Source organism: Roseibium sp. (assembly GCF_965232425.1).
Lineage (GTDB): Bacteria > Pseudomonadota > Alphaproteobacteria > Rhizobiales > Stappiaceae > Roseibium.
Genome location: NZ_OZ246971.1, coordinates 3,883,877 through 3,898,538, shown reverse-complemented (window position 1 = coordinate 3,898,538; position 14,662 = coordinate 3,883,877). Strand labels below are relative to the sequence as shown.

Genomic DNA, 14,662 nt, shown 5'->3' with positions numbered 1-14,662 from the left:
CGGAAAATCAACGTGGCTTGGGTGCGTCAATGCCCGGCACCAGGGCGATCTGTTCCGTCACATGTTGCAGAAACGATGACAGCCGGTTCGGCTGGCGTCCTGCGGGGAGGAAGGCCGCGTTGATTCTGAGTTCCGCCGCGCGCAAGGCAGGCAGAATGTCGGTCAACCGGCCTGCGTCGAGATCCGCCTGCACAAACCAGCGCGGCAGAATGGCAGCCCCTGCCCCCTTCAAGACAGCCCTGTGGACGGCGAAGATATTGTTGGTCGCGACACTGATGCGTGGTTCGAAGATCAGGTCATGCCCCTGTGCGTCCCGAAGGCTTATGCGGCCACCCTCGAATGGCGAAAGGGCGACGAACGGCAGGTCGGAAACCGAGCTCTGCGTCACCGGGCAGAACCCGGCCACGAGACCGGGACTTGCCACGACCAGCCTCTCGACTCGTCCGATCTCCCGCACGACCAGGGTCTCGTCCGGCACGCCGCCGATCCGGATCCAGCAATCACATCCCACTTCGGCAAAACGGATCGGCTGGTCGTTCAGGTCCCAGGTCAGCGAGACCTCCGGATGCGCCATCTGAAAGTCTGCGGCGATGTCGGCAAGAAAAAGCTGACCGAGCGCCACAGGAGCAACCACCTTCAGCGGGCCGCGGACGGCACCGTCCGCATCCGCATGCTTTTCCCGGATCGCATCCCAGCCGGACAAGAGGCTCCGCGCGTCGTGCAACAGGTCCTGTCCGGCCGGTGTCAACGCGAGTGAATGGGTCGTCCGCCGCATCAGTTGCAACCCGAACCGGCGCTCCAGTTCCTGCAGGTGCCGGCTTGCCGAGGCCTGTGACAGGCCGAGGTCCCGCGCCGCACTGCTGATTGATCCCCGCTCGGCGATGCGAACGAAGGTTTCCAGCAGCGACAGGCGGTCGAGAGTCTTACTCATACGCAATACGTATAACAGATACTCTCGTTAATTGGCTACACGAATAGACGTCAAACGATCATCTTGTCCTCATCAACACGGCATCAGGAGATGAGCAATGATCAATCGAACCTTCACGATCGGCGGCGAGCTTACCGTCAACCGCCTTGGCTACGGCGCGATGCGCCTGACCGGACAACCGGGCAACTTCGGTCCCTACCCCTACTGGCGGCAGGGTCTTGACCTGCTGCACCGCGCCAGTGATCTGGGCGTCGACTTCTTCGACAGCGCCTGGGCCTATGGGCCGGAAACGGCAGACCGGATCGTCGGTGAAGCCCTGGAAGGCCGGTCCGCGGTCATCGCGACCAAGGGTGGCGTCGACAAGCCAGCGCCCGGCAACATTATCACGGACGGGTCGCGGGACACGCTTCTGCGCCAGATCGACAAGGCGCTCGTCAATTTGCGCCGCGACCGGATCGATTTGTTCCAGCTTCACCGGGTCGATCCCGAAACGCCGGTCGAAGTCTCGGTCGCCGCCCTTGCGGAAGCGCAGGCGGACGGACGCATAGGTCACATCGGCCTGTCCAACGTGACCTTGAAGGACCTGGAGCGCGCGCTCACCGTCGCCCCGATCGCGAGCGTGCAAAACCGGTTCAACATGGCCGAAACCGGCGAACAGGATCTTGTTGCATTTGCGGCCGAACGCGGCATTGCCTTCATTCCCTATGGTCCGCTTGGGGCAAATCCCATGAAGGCGGGCGCAAGGCTTGAGCCGAAACAGGCGATCGCATGGCTGCTTGCACACGCACCGAACATCATCGTCATTCCCGGAACGACTTCCATCGCGCACCTCGAAGACAACTGGCGCGCCTGGGAGATCGCAGAACAAGCCGGTCAGGAGAGATAGAGATGACAAAACCCAACAGACACAAGATGGCCTTGCTCACATGGCTGGTCGTCTATCCGATGATCACGGTGCTGCTTGCCGTGCTTGAACCGGTGCTGAGCAATGCGGCCATGCCGCTGCGAACCTTGATTCTGTCGCTGATCATGGTCCCCGCGATGGTCTACGGCGCGATGCCCTTTGCCACCACGCGCCTGAGCAGGTGGCTAAATGAGACTTCCGGCCCGGGTTTGCCCGGGGCGGAAAAACAGGAGGTTTGAGGAAACGGCAGGCTCGGGATGTGATCCGGGCACCTTTTGCGACCCGGGCCCGCGACGAAAACCGGCGGAAACCTTTCGAGAAAATCCGGCGCACGGCCGGGGATCGGAATGCCCAAATTGCCGCCAAGACAGCCGCTTCTTTGAAAAAATGCTGCCGAAGCTGTTGCCAAGCGCTTAAAAAGGGACAAATAATGTAACCAATCTAAATTGGTTCCATAAAAGATCCCATATGACAGAAGACCGGCCAACCCGAAGAAACTCCAGCCTGGCACTTGAACGTCTGCGAATTCTGGTGGATCAGCTGGCGTTGGACGGTGTTCGCCAGCTCCCGACGGAACGGGACCTTTCCGAGCAAATTGGTGTCGGTCGCCGTGCGGTCCGCCGGGCGCTGGAGGTTCTTGAAACCGAAGGGTTCATCTGGCGGCGGCAGGGAGCGGGCACCTTCATCGGATCAAGGCCGAGCGACGGCGAACCCCAACTCAGTAAGCTGCCCGAGATGAGCAACATGCTCGAGGTCATGGAAGTGCGCCTGCGCCTGGAACCGGCCCTGGCGCAACTGGCCGCCATTCGGGCAACCCCGCAGGACATCGTCCAGATGCGTCATGTCGCGGACAAGGTCGGCGAGGCAGACGACATGGACGGACGTGAGCTGTGGGACGGCGCGCTGCACCGGGCCATTGCCAAGGCCGCCGGCAACACATTGTTTCTCGCGCTGTTCGATGTTGTTGACCGCATGCGTCAGAACGACAGTTGGCGCCACGTCCGTGAAGCCCTGCGCACCCGCGAGACGGTCACGCAGTACAAGGCGCAGCATTCCGACATCGTGGACGCGATCGAACGCCATGATCCCGTATCCGCCGAGCGGCTGATGCGTCAGCATCTGCTTTCCCTGCAGGAACGGCTTCTCTTCCAGACCCCGGAAAGCGCCGACAATGAGTGAGCGCTCGGAAAATCCGGAATCCCTCCCGGACAGCCCGCCACTGCTGACGGTCGAGAACCTTTCGATCCGCTTCAAGAATGCACCTGCCAACACGGTCGATGGAGTATCCTTCAGCGTCAACCGCGGCGAAACGCTGTGCATCGTGGGTGAGAGCGGCTGTGGCAAGTCCATCTCCGCGCTCGCACTGATGGGTCTTCTCCCCATGCCGCCTGCGGAAATCTCGTCCGGCCGGATCTCCTTCGATCGGCGGGATCTGCTGACACTGCCGACCAAGACCCGTGCGGATCTGCGCGGCGACCGCATGGCGATGATCTTTCAGGAACCGATGACGTCGCTCAACCCTGCCTTCCGCATAGGAGATCAGATCGCCGAAGGCGTGTTGCGCCACCGGGCGATCAGTCAAGCGGATGCGCGCCGGCGGGCATTGGAGATGCTCGATCGCGTCAAGATTCCGGCGGCCGCCGAACGGCTCGACGACTATCCGCACCAGCTGTCCGGCGGCATGCGTCAGCGGGTGATGATCGCAATGGCCCTTGCCAACGATCCGGATCTCCTGATTGCGGACGAACCGACGACCGCACTCGACGTAACCATCCAGGCCCAGATCCTCGATCTCATGCGAACGCTTCAGCAGGAAACGGGAACGGCACTGATCATGATAACGCACGATCTGGGCGTTGTTGCCGAGGTCGCTGATCAGGTTGCCGTGATGTATGCCGGCAGGATCGTCGAGCAAGGTCCGGTTCAGGCCATTTTTGACGATCCGCAGCATCCCTACACCATCGGGCTCATGAGTTCCCTGCCCTCCCTCGGGCAGAGGCAGGGCCGCCTCACCACGATCTCCGGCATGGTTCCAACGATCGACGCGATGCCGCCCGGTTGCCGCTTCGCGCCGCGCTGTCCCTTTGCCGAAGAGACCTGCAGAGCACAAGCGCCGGAACTGGCTTCCATGTCCGGGGCGCATCTGGCCGCCTGCCATCTGGCCCCGCTCGAGACCCATATGGTGGAAGCGGTATGAAGCATTTTGCGCAGGATACGATCCTGGAAGCCCGCGATGTCGGGCGCATCTTCACGCGCGGCGGCGGTCTCTTCCAGCAGAAGACGATTGTCCGGGCCGTCGATGGTGTCGACCTGGCTGTGCGGCGCGGCGAGACCCTTGCGATCGTCGGCGAAAGCGGATGCGGAAAGTCCACGCTGGCCAGAACCCTGGTCCGGCTCCTGGAGCCGACAAGGGGCCAGGTACTCTACGAAGGCAGCGACATTGCCCACCTTCCGGCCCGCGAGATGCGCAGTTTGCGCAAGGATCTGCAATTCGTCTTCCAGGATCCCTTCTCGTCGCTCAATCCGAGAATGACGGTCGGGGCCATCGTTGAAGAACCCCTGACCGTTCACACGCAGGACAGCAAGGCGCAGCGACGGGAGAAGGTCACCGCTCTGCTGCAAAGGGTGGGCTTGCGCGCAAGCATGGCGGACAGATATCCGCACGAATTTTCCGGCGGCCAGCGGCAGCGCATCGGCATTGCCCGTGCGCTTGCGAGCGAGCCGAAGGTCATTGTTGCCGACGAACCGGTTTCCGCCCTTGATGTCTCCGTGCAGGCCCAGGTGATCAACCTCCTTGAGGACCTGAAAGCGGAGTTCAGTCTCACGCTCATCCTGATTGCTCACGATCTTGCCGTCATCCGGCACATGAGCGACCGGGTGGCGGTCATGTATCTCGGTGAGGTCGTCGAGATCGGGGATACGGAAACCGTCTATGGCGCACCCCGGCACCCCTACACACAGGCCCTGATGCGCGCGATCCCGGTGCCGGCGCCGGGCCTGCGGGCGATGACCGCCGATCTTCCGGGCGACATCCCGTCACCGCTGAACCCGCCATCCGGATGCCGTTTCCACACCCGTTGCCGTCACGCCGACCAGGCCTGCGGAACAAGGCGTCCCGCGCTCGAAGCCGCCGATGGAACACGCCAGGTCGCCTGCCATCACTGGCGGCAGATAGCGGCAACACGGACCGGACAAGAACAAGAGCCGACCCGAAGTGCGGCCACTGAAAAACGCTTCTCCCTATACCGGGAGTGGAGCCAGAAGAAGTCGAAGAACCAGGCCCCCGCCCCCGGTAGCACAACCACCCAGAGGAAAGACTGAAATGCGTAAATCTCTCCTAGCAGCACTGCTTCTCGGTGTTTCGTCGGCAATCGCGCCGGCGACAGCTGCCGACCTTCGCATCGGCCTCCAGGAAGATCCGGACGTTCTCGACCCGGATCAGTCGCGGACATTTGTCGGACGTATCGTCTATGCATCCCTGTGCGACAAGCTGGTCGACATCACGCCGGATCTGGAGATCATTCCCCAGCTGGCGTCGGGATGGTCGTGGTCCGACGACGGCCTGACCCTCACGATGGACCTGCGTGACGATGCCACCTTTCATGACGGCACGCCGTTTGATGCCGAAGCGGTGAAGGCCAATATCGACCGCTCCCAGAACCTGCCCGAAAGCCGGCGCAAGAGTGAAGTCAAGAACATCGAGTCCGTCGAGGTCACCGGACCGCATCAGGTCCAGTTCAAGCTGAAGGGCCCCGATGCGACCCTTCTGGCTCAGTTTGCGGACCGTTCCGGCATGATGCTGTCACCGACAGCCGCGGCTGCCGCCGGTGTCGATTTCGGCGCAAAGCCGATCTGCAGCGGTCCGTTCAAATTCGTCGAAAGGGTTGCGCAGGACAGGATCGTCCTGGAAAAATTCAGTGACTACTGGAATGCGGACGCCATCAATTTCGACAAGGTCACCTTCCTGCCCATCCCGGACACGACCGTCCGTCTCGCAAACCTGCGTTCGGGCGATCTTGACATGCTGGAGCGCCTCGCAGCAACGGATGCCGCTTCGGTCAAGGATGACGGATCGCTTCAGTACGAGGAAGCCGTGAGCCTTGGCTATCAGGGCATCACCGTCAATGTCGGCAACGGTGACCGCGCCGACAATCCGCTCGGCCAGGACGCCAAGATACGCGAAGCCTTCAGCCTTTCGCTGGATCGCGACGCGATCAACCAGGTTGTCTTCGAAGGCGCCTTTGCTCCCGGCAACCAGCCCTATCCTCCGACCAGCCCCTGGTATGACAAGGACCACCCGGTTCCGGCGAGAGACGTCGAGAAGGCCAAGGCCCTGTTGAAAGAAGCCGGATTTGACAGTCTTGATGTGGAGGTCCAGGTCGCCAACAACCCGGTGCAGACACAGCTCATGCAGGTTGTTCAGTCGATGGCCGCCGAGGCAGGTTTCAATGTCAAGCTGAAGTCGATGGAATTCGCCAGCCTTCTGTCGGACCAGTCCGCGGGCAACTACCAGGCCAGCCAGATCGGATGGTCGGGACGCGTGGACCCGGATGGCAACATCCACCAGTTCGTGACGTGTGAAGGCGGTATCAACGACAGCAAGTACTGCAACCCGGAGATTGATGCTCTGCTGGACGCGGCCCGCACCTCCACGGATCTGGAAATCCGCAAGGAGAAATACGATGCGGCCCGTGACATCCTGAACGCGGACATGCCGCTCATCTATCTCTACCACGTCACCTGGATCTGGGCGCTCTCCGACAAGCTCGAGGGCTTCACGCCCTACCCGGACGGCATGATCCGTCTGGAGAACGTGAAGTTCAAGTAAGTCCCGAACACTGCGGACCCCGGCATTCCCGCCGGGGTCCGCTCACCGGCGGATCTCGACCATGCTGTCTTTCATCGCAAGACGACTCGCGATAGCCATTCCGACTATTTTCCTGGTCTCGGTCTTCGTGTTTTTCCTGCAGAAACTTCTGCCCGGAGATCCGGCGCTGGTTCTGGCGGGCGAGGAGCGCGATCCCGACACGCTGGCATTCATCCGCGAGAAGTATCACCTCAACGAGCCGATCCTGGTGCAGTATTTCTATTGGGTCAGCGGCATGTTGCAGGGCGACTTCGGCATATCGCTGCGAACCAACCAGCCCGTTCTGGAACTCATCGGTGAAAAACTGCCGGTTACGATCCAGCTCGCTGTCATGGCCATGCTGATTGCCATGATCATCGGCATACCGGCCGGCATCGTATCCGCGGTCAGGAAAGGCACCGCCGTCGACTACACGGCCAATATCGTCGCGCTGTCCGGCCTGTCGATCCCCAATTTCTGGCTGGGCATCATGCTGATCATGCTTGTCTCGGTTCATCTCGGCTGGCTGCCGGCATCCGGGTACGAGTCACCGTTCGTCGATCCCGTCAGGTCGCTCGAGACGATGATCATGCCGGCCTTCGTGCTCGGAACCGCCCTGGCGGCCACTTTGATGCGCCACACGCGCTCGGCAATGCTCGGCGTGCTGCGGGCGGATTATGTCCGCACAGCACGGGCAAAAGGCTTGCAGGAAAAGGTGGTCGTTCTGAAACACGCCTTCCGGAATGCGCTGCTTCCGATCGTCACCCTGAGCGCTCTCCTGTTCGGGGAACTGCTGGCCGGTGCCGTGCTGACCGAACAGATCTTCACCATCCCCGGCTTCGGCAAGCTGATTGTCGATGCGGTTTTCACCCGCGACTATGCCGTTGTCCAGGGTGTGGTCATGTGCACGGCCGTCGGCTTCATTCTCATGAACCTTGTTGCCGATGTCCTCTATTTCCTCCTCAATCCACGCATGAGGACTGCCCTGTGACCGTCGTTACCGATCTCCCCGCGACCGGATCCGGCGAACAACCGAGGTCCGGCAACCGCGCCTGGAAGAAGCTCAGGGCCAACAAGAGTGCCTTTGTTGGTTTTCTGCTGGTCGTCTTCTTTGTCTCGATTGCCGTTCTCGCACCGGTATTGCCGATCGCCGACCCCACCGCGACCGACTGGGGTGCCATTCGAAAGGGCCCCTCTCTGGCCCATTGGCTCGGAACGGATGAACTGGGACGCGACATTCTCTCAAGGATGATCTGGGGCGCACAGGCGTCGCTTCTGGCCGGCGTGGTATCGGTGCTGATCGCCGTTTCCATCGGGGTCCCGTTCGGCCTTGTATCCGGTTACTTCGGCGGCTGGATCGACCAGATCATCTCGCGCGCGACCGACGCCCTGCTGGCAACGCCATTCCTCATCCTTGCGATCGCGCTTGCCGCATTTCTCGGACCGAGCCTCACCAACGCCATGATCGCGATCGGCCTGTCCGCAATGCCGATTTTCATCCGGCTGACCCGGGGCGAGGTTCTGGCGGTCAAGACGGAAGACTACGTCGAAGGCGCCCATGCCATCGGTCTGTCTACACCGGTCCTCTTGGCGCGCTACATCCTGCCGAATGTATTCGCGCCCATTCTCGTTCAGGCAACCCTGACCATTGCAACAGCCATCATTGCCGAAGCGAGCCTCTCGTTTCTCGGGCTCGGCCAGCAACCCCCGGCACCGAGTTGGGGATCCATGCTGAACGTGGCCAAAAACTTCATGACCCAGGCTCCCTGGATGGCGATGTGGCCAGGCATCGCGATCTTTCTGGTCGTCCTCGGCTTCAATCTACTCGGCGACGGGCTGCGCGACGCGCTCGATCCCCGGGAAACATAAAAAACACCCAGGAAACGCTCAAACCCGGAATTCCAAATGACAGTCTTTACCACCAGACCCGAAATCAAAGGCACCTTCGGTGTCGTCACGTCGACCCACTGGATTGCCACCGCGGTGGGCATGCGGATGCTGGAACTCGGGGGCAACGCCTTCGACGCCGCAGTCGCCACCGGTCTGGTCCTTCAGGTTGTCGAACCGCATCTCAATGGCCCCGGCGGCGACCTGCCGGTCCTGCTGCACGATGCTAGCCAGAACGAAACCAAGGTGCTCTGCGCACAGGCGCCTGCGCCGGCAGGTGCAACGATCAGTCACTACAGATCCGAAAACCTGGACCTCATCCCCGGCAATGGTCTCCTTTCGACCGTCATTCCCGGCGCCTTTGACGGGTGGATGCTGCTCCTGCGTGATCATGGCCTCCTGCCGCTCAGAACCGTTCTTGAACCGGCGATACACTACGCCGCCCACGGGCATCCCCTGCTGCCACGGGTCAGCGCAACGATCGCGGGCCTGGAAGAGTTCTTCGAGACCGAATGGCCGACGTCCTATGAGACCTGGGTTCCGGGCGGCAGCGTCCCGGCGCCGGACTCCAATTTCAGGAACCCGGTACTTGCCGAAACATGGACAAGGCTTTTGAACGAAGCCGAAGCCGTCACCGGCCGCGAAAACCAGATCGACGCCGCACGCGACTGTTTCTACCGCGGCTTTATCGCCGAAGCGATCGGCCGGTATCTTGAAACCGCCGAGGTCATGGATGCCTCCGGAGCCCGCCACAAGGCTGTCCTGACAGCCGACGACCTGTCCGGCTACGCGGCGGCCTACGAAGATCCGGTCAGCGCCGCCTATGACGGCTGGACGGTCCTGAAGACCGGCCCCTGGGGTCAGGGACCCGTCCTGTTGCAGTCGCTGTCGCTCTTGCGCGGGTTCGACGTTGCATCGCTTGACCCGTCCGGACCGCAATTCGTGCATCTTGTCGCCGAGGCCATGAAACTCGCCTATGCGGACCGGGAAGCCTATTACGGCGATCCGAATTTCTGCGATGTCCCGCTGAACGTGCTCTTGTCGGAGAGCTATAATGCGGACCGCCGCGCGCTCATTTCCGAAACGGCCTCCACCGATCTGCGTCCGGGCCTCGTTCCCGGTTTCGAGGACCAGGTCGCACGCACGCTGAGCGTCATCGAAGCTGCGGGCATCTCCGAAACCGGCGTCTATGAACCGACAATGGCGCATTTGTCGGAAAAGCGCGGCGATACGGTCCACATCGACGTCATCGACCGCTGGGGCAACATCGTTTCCGCCACGCCTTCCGGCGGCTGGCTGCAGTCGTCTCCGATTGTCCCCGGTCTCGGCTTCGCGCTCAATTCCCGGGCACAGATGTTCTGGCTTGAAGACGGGTTGCCAGGTTCGCTTGCACCGGGCAAACGTCCGCGCACAACGCTCACGCCAAGCATTGCGTTTCATGAGGACGGAACCGCACTTGCCTTCGGCACTCCCGGCGGTGACCAGCAGGATCAGTGGCAGCTGTCCCTGTTCCTGCGGCTGGCGCATCACCAACGAAACCTTCAGGCCGCGCTCGACATGCCGCTCTTTCACACGACCCATTTCCCGGCGTCTTTCCATCCGCGCCAGCGGCAACCAGGCCACATCATGGCCGAAGAGAGCTTCGGCGCAGACACGCTGTCGAACCTCAGGAACCGGGGACATTCAGTCGAAGTGGCCGATGAATGGACGATCGGCCGGTTGACCGTCGCCGCGCGCGACCCGGCAGGCTTGCTGCGCGCCGGCGCGACGCCGCGCCTGATGCAGGCCTACGCGGCAGGCCGATGAGAAGGAGGACGCCGGATGACGTTTTCGATTGTCGCCCGTGACAAGGCAACCGGATATTTCGGTATCGCTGTCGCGAGCCGTTTCTTCGCCGCCGGGGCCGTCGTGCCGCACCTGGCAGGACAGGTCGGCGCGATCGCCACCCAGGCACTGGTCAGTCCTCTCTACGGGACTGAAGGTTTGACCCTCCTGCGCTCCGGCGTTTCGGCGCAAAGGGTGATCGACACCATCGTTGACCGCGACGAGGGACGCCATTCGCGCCAGATCCATCTCATTGATGCAAAGGGGCGGGCCGCCGCCTTCACCGGTGAGAAATGCATCGACTGGTGCGGTCACCTCATCGAAGACAACGTCACTGTCGCCGGAAACATGCTGGCCGGACCGCAAGTGGTGGATGCCGCCATGGAAAGCTGCCTGGCAAACGCAGGCCTGCCTCTCGAAGAGCGGCTTTTGACCGCAATGGACGCCGCAGAGGCGGCCGGCGGCGACAAGCGCGGGCGTCAGTCGGCCGCTCTCAGGATCGTTCATGACGAAGACTATCCATGGCTCGACATCCGCGCCGACGACCATGGAGCCCCGCTGGAAGAACTGCGCCGCCTCTACGCGGTTGCCCAGGAACGCTACCTTCACTTCGCCGAATTGATGCCGACACGCGGCAACATTCACGGCCTTCTCGACCGCACCGAAATCGACCGCAAAATCGCCGAACTGGAGGCCGAAAGAAAAAGGACCGGACGACCCAGCGCATCATTTGCGACACCGGCGGCCTAAAGGTAGCCTGTTCAATGGCCACTGCAGCGACGAAGCCGAGTTGGGAAAACCGAGTCCGGCGGCCGGCTTCCATTGTCCGGAACCTTTTCGGGCGGGCTTTAGCCACTGCCGCGCTGTCTCCGCCGATACGGCAGGACGACGCGCGAAGAATACTTCGATGTATCTTGCTGGCCCATTGACAACTTTTCCCGGCTCCGATTGCGCTGAAAATGTTCAGAACATCCATCGATTTGATCCGTATTCAGGGTCAGCGTGCATGCGGCCTCGTGCGGCTTGTTCTGTGTCTGGGCATTGTTTTATGTCTTTCTGTTCAAACGATCGAAGCCGAGCCAACGCCCTTCCAGCAGCCCCATCTGGAGGGTTTCGTGGATGGACTGGTCACCACCGTGCTGGATCAGGATGCCGTTGCCGGCGCGGTTGTGGTCATCGTCTCCGGCGACAATGTCATCCTCTCGAAAGGCTACAGACTGGCCGACGCGAGGACCGGGCGATTGATGACACCTGATGAGGACAAGGTTCCGCTGGCCTCCGTGACGAAGGTGTTCACGGCGCTCGCGATCCTGCAGCTTGCAAGGGAGGGACGGCTTGCGCTCGACGAGCCGGTTGCAAGGCACTTGCCGGATTTGAAATTGAACCAGCGGTTTGGCGACATCCGCATCCTCCATCTTCTGAGCCATACGGCCGGACTTGAAGATCGTTATCGCGGCTACTTCGCTGCGCATGACAAGCTTTCAGCCACGACCGAACTTGACCACATCTCAAAGGTTCTGCCGCAACAGGTGCGCCCGCCGGAAGATGTGATTGCCTATTCGAATGCGAGCTTTGTCCTGCTCGGCGCGATCGTCCGGGCGGTCTCTGGTCTGCCCTTCGAAACCTATCTTGCGGAGGCGGTCCTTACCCCGATGGGGATTGATGACCCTCATTTTATGCATGCCCCCCGGAAGGCAGGCACCGTCAGCCCGTTTCACGTCTGGCGGGACGGTCGCTATCATGCCATCGACCCGGAACCTTTCGCAGCCATCCACACACCGTCCGGGGGGCTTGCGCTGACCGGGCGCGACATGGCGCGTGCCATGCAGTTCCTGCTGCGTACCGGTTCTGGCAGCGCAGGTGCCATATCATCTGCCAACCTGGCTGCGGACATGAAACGCACCGCCTGGCCGGGCCGTCGGGCCTTCGCGGGGCGCAGTCTCGGGTATTGGACCGGGACCTGGGCCGGGCACCGGGTTTATCATCACGGCGGCTCACATTTCGGGTTTCAGTCCGGCATGACGCTCGTGCCTGCGCTCGATATCGGGATCTTTGTCGCCGCCAACGGCCCGGGCGGCGACGGGTTGATGGCGCTGCCGCGCCGCCTTCTTCGCGAGATTGCCGCGCCGCACGAAAGACCGTCGGCCGCGTACACGACCTGCAACATGACCTGCCTTCACGCCTACGAGGGCCGCTACCTGACCACGCGGCGCAATGACACCGGTCTGGACCGTGTTGTCGTGCCCTATCAGACTGCATTTACTGTCACAGCCCAGGAGAACCACGCGCTCCTGGTTACCGGGTTGGGTCACACACGCCGGTTCGAGGCGATTGGAGAGGACTATTTTGAAACCCCTGAGGGCGACACACGCCTTGGGTTCCGGCGCACCAATCACGGACACATCACCGGCGCCCATCTCGACGGCGGATTTCACAGCTTTGACAGGCTGCATTTCTGGCACACGCAAGCTTCGCTGGACTCGGCCCTTTGGACAGCCCTGGCCGGGGCGCTTTTATGTCTGGCAAGTGCCTATTCCGGTTGGCGGGCGCGACAACGGATTTCGAGCTTGCCACTGTGGCAGGGATTGACCTGGATCGGCATCATCACCGTAGTTACGGAGGTGCTCGATCAGTCAACACACGGCGATGATCTGTCCATGGCCGCTTCGCCCGGCGCCGGGTTGTGGACCATGACAGTCCTCTATGGGGTCGGCGCTGTATCGTTGTTGCCGGTCACAGTCTGGCTTTCGTCGACCAACGGCAAGCGGCACACCGGCATGGGAGAGCGCTTCGCCGTATTCGCGGCAGTACCGTTCTTTGTCTGGTCGTTGTTTGCCGCCTGGAAGTGGAACCTGCCAACGGCTGCCCTGACCTGGTGACAGCCCCGCCTTCGATCTCTCCATCACACCGGCCACGTGTCGTCCGGATGTTCAGTCAAATTGTCCTTCCCGTCCGGCGCGGACAAAACCGGACCTGCTACCGTTGAGCTGGATCGGTCTTGCGGATAGTCATGGTGCGAAACGCGCTACATTTGCCCCGGGCACGTGCTGGAAATGACTTTCGACACCCAGACAATACACGCCGCGACGGTCGCGGCCACTTTGTCCGTTGCCGCTCTGGCCACCCTGCTTGGCTGGCAGCAAAGACGGATCGATCCGTCACGCACGTTCCTGACTGCGTTCTTTGCGGTCTTTGTGATCAGCGAGATCGACTCCGTATTCAGCGTGTTGATCGAAACGGCACCGCAAGTTGTCCGGGCCGGATCCGAGCTGGCCGGTTTCGCTGCAAATTTCTGGCTTGGACCGCTCTTTTTTGCCTATGTCAGGAGTATTGCGGGCCTGACCCCGAAAACCGGCGGCGAAACGGGAAACTGGCTGCATTTCCTGCTGCCCGGTGTCGCCACGGTGTTTGCGATCGGTGCGTTTCTCTATCTGGATGTCGCGCAGATCACCTGGAATGAACGCGGAACCTCAGGACTTGCGGCATTCTTCCTCACGTTCCTGCACTATGGGTTCATGTTTCTGAGCATCGCGCTCGCCGTGCAATGGGCTGTTTATGTCGCCTGGGTTTTGCTCACGCAGGCCCGGCATGTCGACCGTTTGAAACAGGTTTATGCAAGCACCGAAGGCCTGGAACTGCGTTGGGTGTCCATTCTGGCGTGTGCGCTTGGTATCTATGTCCTGCAACATCTGATCGGGCAGATCATGATCCTCCAGGGCGGGCAGGATTTTGTAGGCCCCCTGTTCGACAGTGTCCTGGTCCTGGTGGTTGTCTTTTCGCTGGCTCTGTGGAGTTTGCGCCCTTCTCCGGACCTGGATAGTGCGACCAGAACGCTGGCCAAAATCGATATCCCGAAAGACCGGAAGTATGAAAAAAGCGCATTGGATCCGGCACAGGCCGAGCGCATCGCCCGAAAGCTTGTGCGCGCAATGGATCAGGACCGCCTCTATCGCGACCCGAACCTGACGCTCAGCATGCTGGCACAGCACGTAGGGGTGTCCCTCAACCATGTCTCGCAAACCCTGAATCAGAACCTTGGTCAATCCTTCTTCGAATTCATAAACAGCTGGCGCATAAAGGAAGCGATGCCGCTTGTCGAAAAGGGCGAGACAACGGTCCTCGCCATTGCCTATGAAGTCGGTTTCAACTCCAGATCGGCATTCTATTCCGCGTTCAAGCGCGAAACCGGGCAGACACCGACCGCCTACAAGTCGGCCCGGGCGGGAAACTAGAGAACACGGGTTTCAACTTCACGCATTCTCACTCGGGC

At 61.4% G+C, this 14,662-nt stretch carries 13 protein-coding genes; 12 read left to right on the top strand and 1 reads right to left on the bottom strand.

Annotated elements, in window-relative coordinates:
• Window positions 1-7: 7 nt before the first annotated feature.
• The gene (locus ACO08A_RS17745; protein ID WP_422037303.1) at window positions 8-931 is read right to left on the bottom strand and encodes a LysR family transcriptional regulator; all 924 of its coding nucleotides are present in this window, start codon (window positions 929-931) and stop codon (window positions 8-10) included.
• Window positions 932-1,028: 97 nt separating this feature from the next.
• Here ACO08A_RS17745 and ACO08A_RS17740 point away from each other — a divergent pair, with 97 nt between their 5' ends.
• The 12 genes from ACO08A_RS17740 (at window position 1,029) to ACO08A_RS17685 (ending at window position 14,624) form a co-directional block, all read left to right on the top strand.
• Complete coding sequence (locus ACO08A_RS17740; protein WP_422037302.1) at window positions 1,029-1,817, top strand: aldo/keto reductase; 789 nt, start codon at window positions 1,029-1,031, stop codon at window positions 1,815-1,817.
• Between the two features lie 2 nt (window positions 1,818-1,819).
• Window positions 1,820-2,074 carry a hypothetical protein gene (locus tag ACO08A_RS17735; RefSeq protein ID WP_422037301.1) on the top strand — a complete coding sequence of 85 codons (255 nt, stop codon included), beginning with the start codon at window positions 1,820-1,822 and terminating at the stop codon, window positions 2,072-2,074.
• A 229-nt stretch (window positions 2,075-2,303) separates the two neighbouring features.
• Window positions 2,304-3,014 carry a FadR/GntR family transcriptional regulator gene (locus tag ACO08A_RS17730; protein ID WP_422037300.1) on the top strand — a complete coding sequence of 237 codons (711 nt, stop codon included), beginning with the start codon at window positions 2,304-2,306 and terminating at the stop codon, window positions 3,012-3,014.
• Entirely contained in the window at window positions 3,007-4,032 is a 1,026-nt protein-coding gene (locus tag ACO08A_RS17725) for an ABC transporter ATP-binding protein (RefSeq protein WP_422037299.1), read from the top strand. Before ACO08A_RS17730 ends, ACO08A_RS17725 begins: the two co-directional genes overlap by 8 nt.
• Complete coding sequence (locus ACO08A_RS17720; RefSeq protein ID WP_422037298.1) at window positions 4,029-5,156, top strand: ABC transporter ATP-binding protein; 1,128 nt, start codon at window positions 4,029-4,031, stop codon at window positions 5,154-5,156. The genes ACO08A_RS17725 and ACO08A_RS17720 overlap by 4 nt, the downstream gene beginning before the upstream one ends.
• 1 nt (window position 5,157) lies before the next feature.
• Window positions 5,158-6,663, top strand: coding sequence for an ABC transporter substrate-binding protein (locus ACO08A_RS17715; protein ID WP_422037297.1), 1,506 nt, complete (start codon window positions 5,158-5,160; stop codon window positions 6,661-6,663).
• A 61-nt stretch (window positions 6,664-6,724) separates the two neighbouring features.
• On the top strand, window positions 6,725-7,672 hold the full coding sequence (locus tag ACO08A_RS17710; protein WP_422037296.1) for an ABC transporter permease: 948 nt from the start codon (window positions 6,725-6,727) through the stop codon (window positions 7,670-7,672).
• On the top strand, window positions 7,669-8,550 hold the full coding sequence (locus tag ACO08A_RS17705; RefSeq protein WP_422037295.1) for an ABC transporter permease: 882 nt from the start codon (window positions 7,669-7,671) through the stop codon (window positions 8,548-8,550). The genes ACO08A_RS17710 and ACO08A_RS17705 overlap by 4 nt, the downstream gene beginning before the upstream one ends.
• A gap of 36 nt (window positions 8,551-8,586) precedes the next feature.
• Window positions 8,587-10,374: a gamma-glutamyltransferase family protein gene (locus ACO08A_RS17700; RefSeq protein ID WP_422037294.1), complete on the top strand. Its 1,788-nt coding sequence runs from the start codon at window positions 8,587-8,589 to the stop codon at window positions 10,372-10,374.
• Window positions 10,375-10,389: 15 nt separating this feature from the next.
• Window positions 10,390-11,142 carry a DUF1028 domain-containing protein gene (locus ACO08A_RS17695; RefSeq protein WP_422037293.1) on the top strand — a complete coding sequence of 251 codons (753 nt, stop codon included), beginning with the start codon at window positions 10,390-10,392 and terminating at the stop codon, window positions 11,140-11,142.
• A 365-nt stretch (window positions 11,143-11,507) separates the two neighbouring features.
• A complete protein-coding gene (locus ACO08A_RS17690) occupies window positions 11,508-13,271 on the top strand; it encodes a serine hydrolase domain-containing protein (RefSeq protein ID WP_422037292.1) in 1,764 nt (587 codons plus the stop codon).
• 174 nt (window positions 13,272-13,445) lie between these two features.
• A complete protein-coding gene (locus ACO08A_RS17685) occupies window positions 13,446-14,624 on the top strand; it encodes a helix-turn-helix domain-containing protein (RefSeq protein WP_422037291.1) in 1,179 nt (392 codons plus the stop codon).
• Window positions 14,625-14,662 lie beyond the last annotated feature (38 nt).